Origin of the sequence: Streptomyces sp. NPDC020917 (assembly GCF_044333795.1) — a bacterium.
Taxonomy (GTDB): Bacteria; Actinomycetota; Actinomycetes; order Streptomycetales; family Streptomycetaceae; genus Actinacidiphila.
In genome coordinates, this window is the sequence record NZ_JBIRRR010000017.1 from 38,058 (window position 1) to 53,625 (window position 15,568).

Consider the following 15,568-nt stretch of genomic DNA (forward strand, 5'->3'; position numbering starts at 1 on the left):
CCACCGCCCCGCGGGCGGTGGCCGCCCCACTTGTCGATCGACGGAGAGACCTCATGGACCAGCAGGACGAGCACGGCGACATCGGCGCGCTCGGCGACGCCGAATACGCCGAGTTCATGGAGCTCGCCGCCGAGGAGGGCTTCGACCTCGAGGACGTGGCGGACGACCTCGCCGCGGCGGGCCACGGCCCGCTGCCGGTGCTCGCCGTCGTCGGGCGCCCGAACGTCGGCAAGTCGACACTGGTGAACCGGATCATCGGCCGCCGCGAGGCGGTCGTCGAGGACCGGCCCGGCGTCACCCGCGACCGCGTGTCGTACGAGGCGAACTGGAACGGCCGCCGCTTCAAGATCGTCGACACCGGCGGCTGGGAGCAGGACGTCCTGGGCATCGACGCCTCGGTCGCCGCGCAGGCCGAGTTCGCCATCGAGGCGGCCGACGCGGTGGTGTTCGTGGTGGACGCGACCGTCGGCGCGACCGACACCGACGAGGCCGTGGTGAAGCTGCTGCGCCGCGCGGGCAAGCCCGTGGTGCTGGCGGCCAACAAGGTCGACGGCCCGTCCGGCGAGGCCGACGCGGCGGTCCTGTGGAACCTCGGCCTCGGCGAGCCGTTCCCGGTGTCCTCGCTGCACGGCCGCGGCACCGGCGACCTGCTGGACGCCATCATGGAGGCGCTGCCCGAGGCGCCCGCGGTGACCTTCGGCGCCGCCACCGGCGGCCCGCGCCGCATCGCCCTCATCGGGCGGCCCAACGTCGGCAAGTCGTCGCTGCTGAACAAGGTCGCCGGCGAGGACCGCGTGGTGGTCAACGAGGTGGCCGGCACCACCCGCGACCCGGTCGACGAGCTGATCGAACTCGGCGGCATCACCTGGAAGTTCATCGACACCGCGGGCATCCGCCGGCGGGTCCACCTCGCGGAGGGCGCGGACTACTACGCGTCCCTGCGCACAGCCGCCGCGCTGGAGAAGGCGGAGGTCGCGGTGATCCTGATCGACGCGGGCGAGACGCTCGCCGAGCAGGACACCCGGATCATCTCGATGGCGGTCGAGGCCGGCCGCGCCGTGGTGATCGCCTACAACAAGTGGGACCTGATGGACGAGGAGCGCCGCTACTACCTGGAGCGGGAGATCGAGCGCGATCTCGTCCAGGTGCAGTGGGCGCCGCGGGTCAACGTCTCGGCGCGCACCGGCCGCCACATGGAGAAGCTGGTGCCGGCGATCGAGACCGCGCTGGCCGGCTGGGAGACCCGGGTGCCCACCGGGCGGCTGAACGCCTTCCTCGGCGAGCTGGTGGCCGCCCACCCGCACCCGATCCGCGGCGGCAAGCAGCCGCGCATCCTGTTCGGCACCCAGGCGGGCACCAGGCCGCCGCGGTTCGTGCTGTTCGCGTCCGGGTTCCTGGAGGCCGGCTACCGGCGCTTCATCGAGCGCCGGCTGCGCGAGGAGTTCGGCTTCCAGGGCACGCCGATCCAGGTGTCGGTGCGGGTGCGCGAGAAGCGGGGCCGCAAGAAGTAGCCGCCGCGCCGGCCGGTTCAGCCGGCCGGTGGCCGGGGCTCGTCGCCGGCCGCCGGGCGCGGTTCAGGCGGCCCGCCGGTTCACGCCGGGCGGTCGCCGCCGTTCTCGGCCCGGCCCGGCGGCAGCGCGGCCGGGCCCGTGCCGCGGTGCCGGCCGCCGGCGCTCAGCGGCGGGTACTGCGCGTGCCAGGCCGCGAAGCCGCGGAACTGCAGCTGCTCCTCGCCGCTGCGGTCGCCCGGCAGCGTCCGGAACAGCCGGCGGTACTCGGAGTACAGCGCGTCGTAGATCGGTGTGCCACTGCCTCCGGCCGCGTCCTGCGCGGTGCGCATGGGCGGGATGTACCGCTGGAACGGGGAGCGCGGGGAGGCGTCAAAGGTGTGCACGTAAACGCCAACGAGGAGACGTGCCCCGGGATGCGGGCCGCACGGCTGAATTGCCGATCTTTGACCTCGTCAACGTGCGCCGGCGCATGAAGGGGCGCGCACGGTAGTCCGTGCGCGCCCCTCCTTGCTGCCCCAGGCCGGGCCAGCCGCGGCCGCCCGGCCGCCGGCCCGCCACTCAGCCGCTGGTGGCAGCCCCGTTTCCCCGGTCTCCCGCCTCCGTCACGTCCCCGACAGCGGCATCGTCGCGGCCACCAGCTGGCCCCGCGCGCACGCCTTGGCGAGCGCCTCGCGCATCAGGTCCTCCCGCGGCTGGCGGCCCACCGAGCCGGCCGGTCCCGCGTAGACGTACACCTCGTTGCTGCGGTTGACCGCGGACCGCCAGCCGTCGCTGACCTGGAGCGGCTGGTGCGCCTGCCACCAGGCGGACGCCGGGGCGCCGGCCGCGCCGGGCTGCAGCACGGCGTGCAGCTTGCCCATCGCCAGCAGCACCGACCAGCCGCGCAGCGGGGAGGGCGCCACCTCCAGGTCGAGCTGCGGCATGAAGCCCTGCTCGATCAGCAGCGGCAGGAAGTCGTCCCCGCCGCCGACCGCGCCGACCCGCGCCACCGGCCCGGTCGGCTCCACCACGAGCGCCGGCCGCAGCTGCTCCTCGACGATGATCAGCCCGCAGGTGATGCCGAGCACCGCCTGCCGGGTCGCGGGTGCCGGGACGGGGTCGGCCTGGACCGGCACCGGAGCCGGGGCGGCCGGGGCGCTGCCCGCCGCCGCCACGTCGTCGGTCCCGGAGATGCTGCGGACCGCGCCCTGCAACTGCTCCTCGGAGACCGGGACCACCTGGGAGGGGATGCACGCGGCGTGCGCGAACGCCAGGACCGCGGTCTCGTCGCCGACGAAGAGCACGGTGCTGGTCCGCTCCTGCGTCGTGTCGCCCGGGGTGCGGCAGGAGGTGCAGTCGTATGAGCCGGGCGCGTTCTCACCGGTGAGGAGCCGCTGGGTCTCCTCGTCGCCGATCTCGGCTCGTACCTCGTCACTCACGTCGAGCATGGGCGCCACGGGAGTCTCCTTGGAAGTGCGGTGCTGCGGTCGCGATGGGTCCGGCGGGATCCGGGCGCCGGGCATGTCCCGGCGCACTGTGACAACGGACGGTCTGTGCCGGGAGTCACGGTTTGCGGCGATCCGGATTGCCCCGCCGCGGGGCGTCGGCCACCCGGGTGGGGTGCGCGACGCGCGGGGTCGTGTCGGCCGGGATTCGCGGTGGGGCTGTGCTTAGCGTGGCCCGATGATCGAACTGTCCAAATATCGTGAGATTCGTTCGTCGCGGCGCTTGAGCAGCGCCACCCGCAACGGCGTCCGCGCCGCCACCGCCCTGGCCGCGCTCGGTGCCGGCGCACTCTGGCCCCTCGTCACGCAGACGGCGAGCGCGGCGCCTCCTCTACGCCAAGCCGCCGCGCCCCCTGCGCGATCCAGCCAGGCCGGGCCGCTCCATGCGGGCCCGGCCGTCCACAGCACCCTGCAGTCCGGGACGCAGCTGTCCGGCCCCCCGCTGGCCGGCCCCGCGCAGGGCCCGGCGCTGTCCGGCCCCGGGCAGACGGGAGGCGCTCCCGGCATGGCGAGCACGGGCGCCACGCTCACCGGCGGCACGATGCCGGGCACCGGCACCCCGGCCGCCCAGCAACTCGGCGGCCAGGCCACCGCGCAGCAGACCACGACGACGCCCGCGCAGGCGCCCGCCACCGCGCCGGGCGAAGCCCCGGGCGACACGACGGCCGCGTCACCGGGGAACCCCGCCGCCGACGGGCCGGCCACGGCCCAGCCCGGCACCCCGCAGGCCGCCGCCGCACCGGCCGCCACCGCCCCCGGCTCGGTCTGGGACGACATCGCGCAGTGCGAGAGCAGCGGCGACTGGCACATCAACTCCGGCAACGGCTACTACGGCGGCCTCCAGTTCTGGCAGCCCACGTGGAAGCGCTTCGGCGGCGGGAAGTTCGCCCGCAGGGCGGACCTGGCCAGCCGCGTCGAGCAGATCACCATCGCCCAGTCCGTGCTGCGCGACCAGGGCTGGACCGCCTGGCCGGTGTGCTCCCGCCGGATCGGCCTGCACGGCAGGGTCCAGCCGCAGGGCGACGGCCGGCACACCGTCGTCCCCGGGGAGACGCTGTCCGGCATCGCCCGCAGCCACCACGTCGCCGGCGGCTGGTCGCGGCTCTACCAGCTCAACCAGGCGGCCGTGGGCGGAGACCCGGACCAGCTGGCCGTCGGCACCGTGCTCACCCTGCCCTGACGCACCCGCGCGGGCGCGACCCATGGACCGACGCAACCCCGGGCCGAGGCACCCGGGCAACCGACGGCCCCGGGGCTCGCGCCCGCGCGCGGTGCGGGAGTTGCTAGGGTCGGCGGACACCCCGCCGGCCCGCGGCACTCCTGTCCACGGCCGTGCGGGCACCAGGCCGGGGGTTCGGGACACCGCATGCGCATCGCCTTCCTCATCACCAACGCCTACGGCTTGGGCGGCACGATCCGCACCACCTGCAACCTGGCGGGCCAGCTCGCCGAGGACCACGACGTCCAGATCGTCTCCGTGGTCAGGGACCGCGACGAGCCGTACTTCCGGTACGACCCGCGGGTGCGGGTGCGCGGGCTGGCCGATCTGCGCCCCGACAGCGAGGGCAACGTGCGGAACGACCCCCGGCGCTCGCAGCCGTCCGCGGTCTTCCCGTCCTCCGACCGCCGGCACGCCTCGTTCAGCGTCCTCACCGACGAGCTGATCGGCGACTGCCTGGCCGGCCTGGACGCGGACGTGGTCGTCGGCACCCGGCCCGGACTCAACGTCCACCTGGCCCGGCAGGCCCCGCGGCACCTGGTCCGCGTCGCCCAGGAGCACCTCACGCTCGACACCCACTCCACCCGCCTCGTGCTCGCGCTGCGCCGCGCCTACCCGAGCCTGGACGCCGTCACCACCACCACCGAGGCCGACGCGGCCGTCTACCGCCGGCGGATGCCCGGGGTGCGGGTGGCCGCGGTCCCCAACAGCGTCCCGCCCTACACCGGGCAGCCCTCGGACTGCACCGCACCTGTGGTGGTCGCGGCCGGCCGGCTGGCCGAGGCCAAGCGGTACGACGACCTGATCCGCGCCTTCGCGATCGTCTCCGCGGCCCGGCCCGACTGGAGCCTGCGGCTGTACGGCAGCGGCAAGCTGCGGGACAGCCTGGCCGCGCTCGTCGCGAAGCTGGGCGTCGGCAAGAACGTGACCCTGATGGGCGCGGCGACGCCGCTGGAGCCGGAGTTCGCGAAGGCGTCGGTGCTCGCCGTCACCTCCACCACCGAGTCGTTCGGCATGACCCTCGTGGAGGCGATGCGGGTCGGGCTGCCGGTCGTCTCCACGGACTGCCCGCTGGGCCCCCGGGAGATCGTGCAGGACGGCGTCAACGGGCTGCTGGTGCCGCCCCGCGACGTCGACGCCATCGCCGCCGCCCTGCTGTCCCTCATCGACGACGACGAACGGCGCAAGGCCATGGGGCGGGCCGCGTACGCGTCGTCCACCGCCTACGACCCGGCGCGCATCGCCGACCGCCACCTCCAGCTCTTCCAGGACCTGCTGGACGCCAGGGGCCGCACGGCGCACCGGGCCCGCGCCGGGGTGCGCGCCGGTGCCGCCCGCACACTCGGCGCGGCGCTGTCCGCCGCCGACACCGCGGGCGCCGCGGCCCGCAAGGCCCAGCGCATGGCGGGCCGGGGCGCCGGCCCCCACTGAGGCGGATTCCGCGCAGAACCTGTGCGGCAGTTGTGTGCATCCGGAATTGGTGACTGGCCGGTATTAACCGGGGCGCGGCGGGCCGGACGCGCTTACGGTTGCCGTATGGCGCCCCACGCGAGCTTTCCCGGAGACAATCCGCCCGACGACCTGAACGCGTATCAAGGGATGGAACAGCAGCAAGCGGAACGCCGCGCCAGGGAGCGCGGCTGGACCACGGTCCGCAGTCTGCCGCCCGATGCCGTGGTCACCATGGAGTACGTGGTGGGCCGCCTCAACTTCACCATCGCCGACGGCCGCGTCCAGCGCTGCTGGATGGGATGAGCGGCCCCGCCTCCCTGTGGACACCGGCGGGCCCTTCGGCTCGGGCGCTACGCAAACGGGTGAGGCGGTGCGTTCGGTGAACGGTCCCGGGGGCCCGGGGCGACCTCCTGGGTCACCCCGGGCTCAGCCGGGGATCACCCCGCGATGCCGCGGCCGCGGACTTGCTGGTGGACCAGGGGCGGGGTGGGGCGGGCGGTGCGGTCGACCGGGGGGCGGCGGCTGCCGCCGGGGGTGAGGGGGGTGCGTTCGTGGCGTCCGACGGGGGGACGGCCGGGCGCGTGCGGGGCGGGGGTGAAAGCGGAAGCGGAAGCCGCGGCGACGGTCTCCCGGCTCGGCTCGTCCTCGTCCGCGGCGCGTGGCGTGGCCAGGGCGGGACCCACCGCGGGCACGCCGAGAGGCACCCGCGAACGGTCGCGCAGCCGGGCCCAGGCCGTGCTGATCGCTTCCTCGCTGCGCGCCATGGTCGGTTCGAACCACGGCAGGGCGAGGAGGATGAGCAGTCCGGCGGCCCAGCCCAGCAGGACGTCGCTGACCCAGTGCGTACCGAGGTAGACGGTGGTCGCGCCGACACCGAGCGCCAGCAGCGCGCTGATCACCGAGCCGATCCGCTGGGCCCGCTGGGTCCTGGCCAGGTACGCCAGCACACCCCAGGTCACGACCGCGTTCGCGGTGTGACCGGACGGAAATATATCGCCGCCGGCGAACATCTCGGCGGAGCCGACGGTCGTCGCGTAGTGCGGGCCGAGCCGCCCGAGTCCGTACTTCACCGCGCCCACGGTGATGTTGAGCAGCAGCAGTGAGCTGCCGAGGACGAGCAACGGGTGCAGGGTGCGGTGGCGCCAAGAACGCCACCCCAGCCACGCGAGCACCATCACGGCGGTGGGTCCCCGCTGGCCGAGCACCACGAAATAGTCCAGAAATGCGTGGATCTGCGGCCATTGTTTGTAGGGGCGCCAGAGCATGACCTGCCAGTCAAGCGTCACCAGTTTGGAGGTCGTCAGAACGCCCACCACGATCGCCACGTACACGGCCAGCGTGAGACCGAACAGCCATACGCGCGTTCGGCTCATCCGCGGCGGTCCGCCGGCGCTCGGGCGCTCCTCCGTGCGGTGGAGCCTCTCATCGGTACGCACTCAATCGACGTTACAGCGTGTGACGGCATGCATCGGCAGAATCGGCCGCTTTGTAATGACGATGTGATGTGGAGTGCGTCTCACCACCCCTTTGGAGTCGGCCGATTGGCGGGAATGCGTGTCACCCCTGGAGTTTATGTTCGGGTGTTGATACTCACACTGTCGTCTTCTTATTTATCGCTTATTTCCCTCGGCTTTCTGCCCGGTTTCCCGGCCTGTATCCCTGCGGGGAAGGGCCGCCGCCGGCCCATCGGCGGCCCCGGTGCCGTGAGCGGGGCCACGGCCGTCCGCGGCCACCTCACGTACGCTGTCGTCTCATTCGTGCCCGGAGGTCGTGGAGGTAGCGCCTATGAGGCGGCAGGTCAGCCGGTGGACCGTCCTCGTGGTCCTCTGCGTCAGCCTGCTGATCGTGGCCCTCGACGCGACCGTCCTGCACGTCGCGGTGCCCGCGCTCACCGAGGACCTGCGGCCCGGCGCCCAGGACCTGCTGTGGATCGTGGACGCCTACCCGCTGGTCGCCGCCTCGCTGCTGATCCTGTTCGGGACCCTGGGCGACCGGATCGGCCGCCGCCGGGTCCTGCTCATGGGGTACGGGCTGTTCGGCGCGGCCTCCGCCCTCGCCGCGTTCGCCCCCGACGCGCGCGTCCTGATAGCCGCGCGGGTGCTGCTCGGCGCCGGCGGCGCGATGATCATGCCCGCCACGCTGTCCATCCTCCGCCAGGTCTTCCCCGACCGGCGGGAGCGGGCGATGGCGATCGGCATATGGAGCGCGGTCGCGGCCGTGGGCGCCGCGGTCGGGCCGGTGCTCGGCGGCTTCCTCGTGGAGCACTTCTGGTGGGGCTCGGTGTTCCTCATCAACATCCCGCTCATGGCGGTGATGCTGCCGCTCGGCCGGATCCTGCTGCCGGAGTCGCGCGGCACCGACGACGGCCCGTGGGACGTGCCGGGCGCGCTGGCCGCCGCGTTCGGCCTGTTCGGCTGCATCCTCGCCGTCAAGCGGTTCGGCGGCGGCGCGGGGCCCCTGGACGCCACCGCCTGCGTTCCGCTGCTGGCCGGCGTCGCGCTGCTGGTCTGGTTCGTCCGGCGCCAGCGGCGCCGCCCGCACCCGCTGGTGGACCTGCGGATGTTCGCCAACGCCGCGTTCGCCACCTCCGTCGGCTGCATCGTGATCGCCATGCTCGCGCTGGTCGGCCTGGAGTTGATCGCCGTCCAGTACCTGCAACTGGTCCTCGGGCTGAGCCCGTTCCAGACCGGGCTGCGGCTGCTGCCGCTGACCTTCGCGGCGATGGCCGCGGGGCTGGCCGGCGCCCGGCTGCTGCGCCGGTTCGGTCCGCGCCGCATGGTCTCCGCGGGCTTCGTGCTGACCGCGCTGGCCGTGCTGTCGCTGACCGCGATGGGCCAGCGCGACCGCCCCGGACTGCTCACCACCGCGTTCGTGCTGCTCGGATTCGGCCTGGAGACCACCCTGTTCGGGGCTTACGAGTCGATGCTCAACGAGGCCCCGGCCCAACGGGCGGGCAGCGCGGCCGCGATCGGCGAGACCTCGTACCAGCTCGGTGCCGGCGTGGGCATCGCCCTGCTTGGCAGCGTGATGAACCACACCTACGCGCCCCGCGCGGTGGGACTGGACGGCGCCGACCGCGCCTCGGCCGGCCGCTCGCTGGGCGAGGCGTACACCGTCGCCGACCGGATCGGCGGACCGCCGGGCGCCGCGCTCCGGCACGCCGCCCGGCAGTCGTTCGTCTCAGGGCTCCATCTGACGCTCCTGGTCAGCGCCGTGCTGTTGGCGTGCGGCGCGGTCGCCGCGCTGCGGCTGCCGCGGATCATGGAGTGCGCGCCGCGTGCCGAGACCGCGGCGCCGGCCCCGGAGGCGGCGCCCGCCCCGGCCGCGCTGCCCCGACCGGCACGCCGGGCGGCGGAGCCCGCGGTCCGCTCTGGACGCGCGGGAGACTGAGCCGTAACGTCGGCGGCGAGCCGTCGACTACCACCGCTAGTTTTCGCAGCGCTGCCGCCACTGCTGGTTCTCCCGGGCCGGAGGTCCGCCATGTCCGCATCCCACGCCGCCAGGCCGCCGTTCGACGCGCACGACCCGCTGGGCCTGGACGACCTGCTGAGCCCGGAGGACCGCGCGGTCCGCGACACCGTCCGCGGCTGGGCCAGGGACCGCGTGCTGCCGTACGTCGCCGGCTGGTACGAGCGCGGCGAGCTGCCCGTCATCAGGGAACTCGCCCGCGAGCTGGGCGCGATCGGCGCGCTGGGCATGCCGCTGACCGGATACGGCTGCGCCGGGGCCAGCGCCGTGCAGTACGGGCTGGCCTGCCTGGAGCTCGAGGCCGCCGACTCCGGCATCCGCTCGATGGTCTCGGTGCAGGGGTCGCTGGCGATGTACGCGCTGCACCGCTACGGCTCGGAGGAGCAGCGCGAGCAGTGGCTGCCGCGGATGGCGGCCGGTGAGGTCATCGGCTGCTTCGGCCTGACCGAGCCGGACCACGGCTCCGACCCGGCGAGCATGCGGACCCGGGCCAAGCGCGAAGGCTCCGACTGGGTGCTCAACGGCCGCAAGATGTGGATCACCAACGGCAGCGTGGCGGGCGTGGCGGTGGTGTGGGCGCAGACCGAGGAGGGCGTGCGCGGCTTCGCCGTGCCCACCGACACCCCCGGCTTCTCCGCCCCGGAGATCCACCACAAGTGGAGCCTGCGCGCCTCGGTCACCAGCGAGCTGGTGCTCGACGACGTACGGCTGCCCGCCGACGCGCTGCTGCCCGGGGCCACCGGACTCGGCGCGCCGCTCAGCTGCCTGAACCACGCGCGGTACGGGATCGCCTGGGGAGCGATGGGCGCGGCCAGGGCCTGTTTCGAGACGGCCCTGGAGTACGCGAAGGAGCGCGAGCAGTTCGGCCGGCCGATCGCCGGCTTCCAGCTCACCCAGGCCAAGCTCGCCGACATGGCCGTGGAGCTGCACAAGGGGATCCTGCTCGCCCACCACCTCGGGCAGCGGATGGACGCCGGCACGCTGCGGCCCGAGCAGGTCAGCTTCGGGAAGCTCAACAACGTCCGCGAGGCGATCGAGATCTGCCGCACCGCCCGCACGATCCTGGGCGCCAACGGGATCTCGCTGGAGTACCCCGTGATGCGGCACGCGACCAACCTGGAGTCCGTGCTCACCTATGAGGGCACGGTCGAGATGCACCAGCTCGTGCTGGGCAAGGCGCTCACCGGACTCGACGCCTTCCGCGGGTGAGGCGGCGCCGCGGGGCGCTCGGTCCGGTGAGGGCCCTGGTCAGTTCTGGTTGAAGAAGCCGTCGCCGCCGCGGTGGACGTCGCCGTTCATCACCGAGTAGTCGGCCGGGGTCAGCAGGAACACCCGGGTCGCCACGCGCTCGATCGAGCCGCGCAGGCCGAAGGTGAGACCCGCCGCGAAGTCGACGACCCGCTTGGCGTCGGACGGCTCCATGCCGGTGAGGTTGACGATCACCGGCACGCCCTCGCGGAACAGCTCGCCGATGCCGCGCGCGTCCCGGAACCCGTCCGGGGTCACCGTGGCGATACGGCGGCCCTGCTCCTGCGCAGACTCCGAGGCCACGCGCACCCGCGGGTCGGTCACCCACGTGTCCGCGCGCTCGGAGCCCTGGCCGTAGTCGGCGTACTCCTCGTCGTAGTAGCCCTCGCCGCCGTTGTCGTCGACGAGGCCCAGCCAGGCACTCGCCCGTCGAACCGAACCCATGGACGCCTCCTCTCTCACGCGGTCGTACCGTCCGCTGGTCCTATCGTCATCCATAAAGTGGGGGATGCGCCAAGCAGATAGCCGCCGTGCGAGCGACTTGTGACGGTACTGGCACACACGATAGTGGCGTACCGTCAGCCCGCCACAGGGGTAAGCGAGCTGACGGTTCGATGGGAACGCTCTCCACTTCCGGGTGATTTGCACAGCCGAACGGCCGTACGCCCCTGTCCCCGAGGACCCCCGTGACGGCCGGTGTCGACGCCCCGACGGGCCGTGATCGGCCCTCCTCCCGTCCGCCGGGCGGAGCGGCGCGCTGGGACGAACACAAGGTCAGAAGGCTTATGAACAGCGGGAGTCGGCTGCTTACGGCCCCGGGATGCGCAGAGCGGACTCCGCACAGCGCGCCGGGCGGGCACCGCGACTTCCGTAGGACGACTCAGCCGCAGGGGGGACGCGAGCGGGTGCCGCGGGGGCCCGGGAGGCGCGGGTCTACGTCCTCCGGGGAGTGCCGAGCGTGCTGATGGTGCGTCAGAAGCTCCGGCGGACATGCTCCGAACGGGGGACGGCGTTGGGCCGCTAGCATGACCGGCGATCACCTGGTCATGAACGACAGTCGTACCAGTCGTACCGCCGCAGACAGGGATGGCCGGCCCGGCGCGGGCCCTGGAGCGGCGAAGAAACGGGGAGCGGGGAATGTTCGGGATCATCAGGCCGTGCCGACACCGCATGTCGGAGGGGATGGCCGCCTCGTGGCTGGCCCACCTGTGCGGGCTGTGCCTGGCACTGCGCGACTCCCACGGGCAGTTCGCCCGGGTCGCCACCAACTACGACGGCCTGGTCATCTCCGTGCTCACCGAGGCGCAGACGGCCCCCGACGACAGCCGGCGCCGCAAGGCCGGGCCCTGCCCGCTGCGCGGAATGCGCACCGCGCCCGTGGCCATGGGGGAGGGCGCGCGGCTGGCTGCCACGGTCTCGCTGGTCCTCGCCTCGGCGAAGGTCCGCGACCATGTCGAGGACGCGGACGGGGCGTTCGCCCGGCGCCCGGTCGCCGCCGCGGCCCGCAACGTCGCGCGTCGCTGGGACAGGGCAGGTGTCCGCGGCGGCGACGACCTCGGCTTCGACACCGCGGTGCTGCTCGACGCGGTCGGACGGCAGGCCGCGGTGGAGGCGGCCGCAGGACCGGGTACGTCGCTGCTCACCGTCACCGAGCCGACCGAGACCGCCACCGCGGCGGCGTTCGCCCACACCGCCGTGCTGGCCGGACGCCCCGCCAACCAGGCGCCACTGGAAGAGGCCGGGCGGCTGTTCGGCCGGCTCGCCCACCTCCTCGACGCGGTCGAGGACCTCGCCGAGGACATCCGCACCGGTGCCTGGAACCCGCTCGTCGCTACCGGCACCGGACTGCCCGAGGCGCGGCGGCTGTGCGACGATGCGCTGCACGGCATACGCCTGGCCCTGAAGGACGTCGAGTTCGCGAACTCCGCGTCCGGGCGCCTGTCCCACGTGCTGCTCGTCCACGAGCTGGGCCGCTCGGTGGACCGGGCGTTCGGCACGGGCTCCTGTGCACACCACGTGGCGGGTGCGGGCGGTGCCGAGGCCTCCAACCAGGGCAGTCCCTACGGGCCGGGCCAGAGCCCGTACGCGCCGGGCGATCCCGGCCAGAACCCGTACGCGCCCGGGCCGGGCAACCCCTATGCGCCGGGCGGGCCGGGCGGCTTCCCGCCGCCGCCCGAGCCGCCGCGCAGGCGCGGCCTGCTCGCCGGCTGCCTCGTGTACACCGGCCTGTGCTGCACGTGCCAGGTGTGCTGCCGCGAGCACGACGACGCGTGGAGCGGTCAGCGGCGCGAGTCGTGGTGCAGCAAGTGCGGGGACTGCTGCGACTGTTGCGATGGGTGCGAGATCTGCGAGTGCTGTGAGTGCTGTGAGTGCTGCGACTGCGGTTGAGCGGTGCTCGGTCGCGGTGCCTGCGGCCTGAGGGAAGGGCCGGGGAAGCGCTGAGGGAAGGTCCGCGGCGGCGTGGCCGCGGAGGTGTGAAGGCGGGGAGGCGCGCCGGGTGCGGGGCACCTGCGGGGCGCCGGGCAGCGGGCCGGGGCGGTCAGCGGCCGGTCAGCGGCGACAACACGAGGACGACCACACCCGACCGAAGTCGATGTGGCCGCGGGTGACCAGCCGGCAGCTGCGCATGCGGACAGTGCAGCAGCCGTGCCGGGCATCCGTCAACCACGCTGAGACGCGGTGTCCACTCCTCGGACAACCTTGACAGCTTGCGAAGGCGTCGGCATAGCCTCATGACAAGGCCCTTGGGGCCGGGCCGCGTTGAGGGACGCGGCAGCCGTGTGAAGGCACGCCCAGATCTTCCGTCTGCCACGGAGCCTTCGCATGCCCGCAGATCCGCATCCCTCCTTTCCCCCGGCCTTCCCTTCCGCGTCCCCGCCGCACCGGCCTCACCAGCCGGAGCAGCCGTCCCCGCCGCACCGGCCCACGCCCACCCGCACCCTGCACCTCGGCGCCGCGATCGACTGCGGCGGGCCGCACGCGGTGGAGACCTCCCTGCAACTGGCGCGGCTGGCCGAACGCGGGGCCCTGGACTTCGTGACGCTGGGCGGGGGCGAGCCTGCTCCCGGCGCGCGTTCCGGTGCGGGCGCGGGTGCGGGTACGGGTGCGGATTCCGGCGCCGGTCCGCCCGACGCGTTGGGGGTGCTGGCCCGCATCGCGCGCGGAGCCGACCGGATCGGGCTGCTGGCCGCGGTTCCCGCCGGGCGAGGTCCCGGCACGGCGGCGGAGGTCGCCGAGCTGGACCGGGCCAGCCGCGGCCGGGCCGGGTGGGCGGTCACGCCGGTCACCGCGGTTGCCGGGGTTGCCGGAGTCGCCGCTGCCGCCGCGGGGACCCGGGCGCCGTCCGGAGCCGGGCGGAAGTCCGGTGCTGCCGGTGGGGCGGCGCGGAGGGCTGCCGCCGTCGGCGCGGCCGAGGCCGTGGACGCCGCCGCGGCGGCGGTGCGGATCTGGCAGGGCATGCGCGCCTCCGGTGCGTGCCCGCCGGACTGCCGTCCGGTCGTCGCCCTCGACGCCACCGAGCCCGCCGCCCGCGAGGCCGCGGCCCGAGTCGCCGACATCGCCCTGGTCCGCGCCGACCGGCCGGACGCTGCCGGGCTCGTCCGGGCCGAACTGCGCGCGCTGGCGGAGCGGGCCGGGCGGGACCCGGACCGGCTGCTGGTGCTCGCCGACCTCGCCGTCGACCTCGGCGGCGGCGAGCTGGGCGCGGAGCCCGGCGCCGAACCCGTGCCTGCGGCCGGCGGCGCGGGGGGCCCGCTGTTCCGCGGCGGGCCCGTCGACCTCGCGGACCTCGTCGCGCGATGGCAGCGAGCGGGAGCGGTGGACGGCTTCCATGTCCGTCCGGTGGAACCCGCCCGGGATCTGGAGCGGTTCGTCAACGGGACCGTGGCGCTGCTCCAGCACCGCGGCCTGTTCCGCACCTTCCACCCCGGGGCGACCCTGCGCGAGCACCTCGGGCTGCACCGGCCGGGCCGGGCGGCCGCCGCGGCCTCGGGTCCACCGGCACCCCCGGCTCCGCCGGACACCCTCCCGGACGCGTATGGAAGGCTTGGATGATGAGCACAGAAGCAGTTGAGCAGGCGGTTTCCAGCTGGGAGCAGTGGCGGGAGCGCCGCGCGGCGGCCGTCTCCGCCCTCCACGGACCGCTGGCGCTGGCCGGCACGTACTGGCTGGACGACGTGGTGGACGGCGTGATCCCCGGGCTCGCCGGCCACTGGCGGCAGGAGGGCGGCGCCGTGGTCCGCGACCTGGACGGCGCGGCCACCGCCCTGCAGCCGGAGGGCAGCGCGCTGCTGCTGCCGGACGGGCGCAAGCTGCTGGCCATCGACCGGGAGGGGCTGCTCGCCGTCCGGCTGTGGGACCCCGAGGCGCCGGCCCGCACGGCGTTCGCCGGGATCGACGCGTTCGCCTGGGACGCCCGGTGGGTGGTGCCCGGTGTGTTCACGCCCTTCGCCGCGGCCCGCTCGGTGCAGGTGCCGAACGCCGACGGCCGCGAGCGCGGCCTGGGCCTGGCCGGCGAACTCGCCTTCACCGTCGACGGCGTGGCGCACACCCTCGCGGTGGCGGTCGAGGACGACGGCCGGCTGTGGGCGGTGCTCGCCGACGCCACCAGCGGGACGACCACCTTCCGGTTCCGCTTCCTGTACGTCGAGGCGCCCGCCGCGGACGGGACGGTGACCGTGGACCTCAACCGGGCCCAACTGCCGCCCTGCGCCTTCTCGGACGCGTTCATCTGCCCGTTCCCGCCGCCCGGCAACACCCTGCCCTTCGCACTGGAGGCGGGGGAGCGCGCGCTTCTCGCCCGCTGAGACACCGTCACCACCCCGCGCCCCGGCGGTCCCAGGACCGCCGGGGCGCTTCCGTGCGCCGAACCACCGGCCGGAAAGGCCCTCTTGTGTGTTGCCTGTGAGAACTGAATACTCCCAGGAGTACTTGTCAGGCTCATGGTGCGTTCGTTAATCGGTGCGATTCTGACGGTACATCGACAAGTGATGCCCTGGTTCCGGGCGCTCCGCCGACGTGTACACAGACCGTCAACCCTCCACCCCCACAGGAGGAACGAGTGAAGTCCCGTCGCATACCCCTGATCGCGGTGACCTCCGGCCTGCTGGCCGCGACCGCGTTCGCCCTGCCTTCCGCTACGGCCGCCCCCGCGGCCAAGGCCACCCCCGACTCCGCCGCGTCCGTCG

The 15,568-nt window shown here is 74.2% G+C and carries 13 protein-coding genes; 9 read left to right on the forward strand and 4 right to left on the reverse strand.

From position 1 onward, the window contains the following. Nucleotides 1-53 precede the first annotated feature (53 nt). Entirely contained in the window at nt 54-1,511 is a 1,458-nt protein-coding gene (gene der, locus ACH4TG_RS29565; RefSeq protein ID WP_398245612.1) for a ribosome biogenesis GTPase Der, read from the forward strand. A gap of 80 nt (nt 1,512-1,591) precedes the next feature. Here the strand turns inward: der and ACH4TG_RS29570 are convergent, their stop codons facing one another. Together ACH4TG_RS29570 and ACH4TG_RS29575 are read right to left on the reverse strand one after the other, a co-directional pair. Further along, nucleotides 1,592-1,840, reverse strand: a complete 249-nt coding sequence (locus tag ACH4TG_RS29570; protein ID WP_398245613.1) for a hypothetical protein — start codon at nt 1,838-1,840, stop codon at nt 1,592-1,594. A 273-nt stretch (nt 1,841-2,113) separates the two neighbouring features. Then, nucleotides 2,114-2,947, reverse strand: a complete 834-nt coding sequence (locus ACH4TG_RS29575) for a hypothetical protein (RefSeq protein WP_398245614.1) — start codon at nt 2,945-2,947, stop codon at nt 2,114-2,116. 226 nt (nt 2,948-3,173) lie between these two features. Here ACH4TG_RS29575 and ACH4TG_RS29580 point away from each other — a divergent pair, with 226 nt between their 5' ends. From ACH4TG_RS29580 to ACH4TG_RS29590, 3 genes are all read left to right on the forward strand, one after another. Then, nucleotides 3,174-4,175 (forward strand): transglycosylase family protein, encoded by a 1,002-nt coding sequence (locus ACH4TG_RS29580; RefSeq protein WP_398245615.1) that lies wholly within the window; start codon nt 3,174-3,176, stop codon nt 4,173-4,175. A 186-nt stretch (nt 4,176-4,361) separates the two neighbouring features. Continuing rightward, entirely contained in the window at nt 4,362-5,645 is a 1,284-nt protein-coding gene (locus tag ACH4TG_RS29585) for a glycosyltransferase family 4 protein (RefSeq protein ID WP_398245616.1), read from the forward strand. Between the two features lie 105 nt (nt 5,646-5,750). Then, nucleotides 5,751-5,969, forward strand: a complete 219-nt coding sequence (locus ACH4TG_RS29590; protein WP_398245617.1) for a proteinase inhibitor I78 — start codon at nt 5,751-5,753, stop codon at nt 5,967-5,969. Nucleotides 5,970-6,103: 134 nt separating this feature from the next. Here the strand turns inward: ACH4TG_RS29590 and ACH4TG_RS29595 are convergent, their stop codons facing one another. Next, nucleotides 6,104-7,102 (reverse strand): phosphatase PAP2 family protein, encoded by a 999-nt coding sequence (locus ACH4TG_RS29595; protein ID WP_398245618.1) that lies wholly within the window; start codon nt 7,100-7,102, stop codon nt 6,104-6,106. Nucleotides 7,103-7,451: 349 nt separating this feature from the next. On the opposite strand from ACH4TG_RS29595, the gene ACH4TG_RS29600 reads away from it, so the two are divergent. Both ACH4TG_RS29600 and ACH4TG_RS29605 read left to right on the forward strand, forming a co-directional pair. After that, on the forward strand, nt 7,452-9,056 hold the full coding sequence (locus tag ACH4TG_RS29600; protein WP_398245619.1) for an MFS transporter: 1,605 nt from the start codon (nt 7,452-7,454) through the stop codon (nt 9,054-9,056). Nucleotides 9,057-9,146: 90 nt separating this feature from the next. After that, entirely contained in the window at nt 9,147-10,343 is a 1,197-nt protein-coding gene (locus tag ACH4TG_RS29605) for an acyl-CoA dehydrogenase family protein (protein ID WP_398245620.1), read from the forward strand. A gap of 39 nt (nt 10,344-10,382) precedes the next feature. Here the strand turns inward: ACH4TG_RS29605 and ACH4TG_RS29610 are convergent, their stop codons facing one another. After that, nucleotides 10,383-10,826, reverse strand: a complete 444-nt coding sequence (locus tag ACH4TG_RS29610) for a cell division protein SepF (RefSeq protein ID WP_398245621.1) — start codon at nt 10,824-10,826, stop codon at nt 10,383-10,385. Between the two features lie 693 nt (nt 10,827-11,519). Between ACH4TG_RS29610 and ACH4TG_RS29615 the strand changes: the two genes are divergently transcribed. The 3 genes from ACH4TG_RS29615 to ACH4TG_RS29625 all read left to right on the forward strand — a co-directional run bounded on the left by ACH4TG_RS29615 (nt 11,520) and on the right by ACH4TG_RS29625 (nt 15,187). Further along, nucleotides 11,520-12,770: a DUF5685 family protein gene (locus tag ACH4TG_RS29615; protein ID WP_398245622.1), complete on the forward strand. Its 1,251-nt coding sequence runs from the start codon at nt 11,520-11,522 to the stop codon at nt 12,768-12,770. A gap of 435 nt (nt 12,771-13,205) precedes the next feature. Then, complete coding sequence (locus ACH4TG_RS29620) at nt 13,206-14,435, forward strand: FMNH2-dependent monooxygenase (protein WP_398245623.1); 1,230 nt, start codon at nt 13,206-13,208, stop codon at nt 14,433-14,435. After that, the gene (locus ACH4TG_RS29625; RefSeq protein ID WP_398245624.1) at nt 14,435-15,187 is read left to right on the forward strand and encodes a DUF1684 domain-containing protein; all 753 of its coding nucleotides are present in this window, start codon (nt 14,435-14,437) and stop codon (nt 15,185-15,187) included. Before ACH4TG_RS29620 ends, ACH4TG_RS29625 begins: the two co-directional genes overlap by 1 nt. The last annotated feature ends 381 nt before the right edge of the window (nt 15,188-15,568 follow it).

What these genes read in the sequence shown, in the direction of transcription:
- ACH4TG_RS29585 (WP_398245616.1), top strand. Translation starts at nt 4,362, where the DNA reads ATGCGCATCGCCTTCCTCATCACCAACGCCTACGGCTTGGGCGGCACG.
- ACH4TG_RS29580 (WP_398245615.1), top strand. Translation starts at nt 3,174, where the DNA reads ATGATCGAACTGTCCAAATATCGTGAGATTCGTTCGTCGCGGCGCTTG.
- ACH4TG_RS29590 (WP_398245617.1), top strand. Translation starts at nt 5,751, where the DNA reads ATGGCGCCCCACGCGAGCTTTCCCGGAGACAATCCGCCCGACGACCTG.
- ACH4TG_RS29605 (WP_398245620.1), top strand. Translation starts at nt 9,147, where the DNA reads ATGTCCGCATCCCACGCCGCCAGGCCGCCGTTCGACGCGCACGACCCG.
- ACH4TG_RS29610 (WP_398245621.1), bottom strand. Translation starts at nt 10,826, where the DNA reads ATGGGTTCGGTTCGACGGGCGAGTGCCTGGCTGGGCCTCGTCGACGAC.
- ACH4TG_RS29600 (WP_398245619.1), top strand. Translation starts at nt 7,452, where the DNA reads ATGAGGCGGCAGGTCAGCCGGTGGACCGTCCTCGTGGTCCTCTGCGTC.
- der (WP_398245612.1), top strand. Translation starts at nt 54, where the DNA reads ATGGACCAGCAGGACGAGCACGGCGACATCGGCGCGCTCGGCGACGCC.
- ACH4TG_RS29620 (WP_398245623.1), top strand. Translation starts at nt 13,206, where the DNA reads ATGCCCGCAGATCCGCATCCCTCCTTTCCCCCGGCCTTCCCTTCCGCG.
- ACH4TG_RS29615 (WP_398245622.1), top strand. Translation starts at nt 11,520, where the DNA reads ATGTTCGGGATCATCAGGCCGTGCCGACACCGCATGTCGGAGGGGATG.
- ACH4TG_RS29570 (WP_398245613.1), bottom strand. Translation starts at nt 1,840, where the DNA reads ATGCGCACCGCGCAGGACGCGGCCGGAGGCAGTGGCACACCGATCTAC.
- ACH4TG_RS29625 (WP_398245624.1), top strand. Translation starts at nt 14,435, where the DNA reads ATGAGCACAGAAGCAGTTGAGCAGGCGGTTTCCAGCTGGGAGCAGTGG.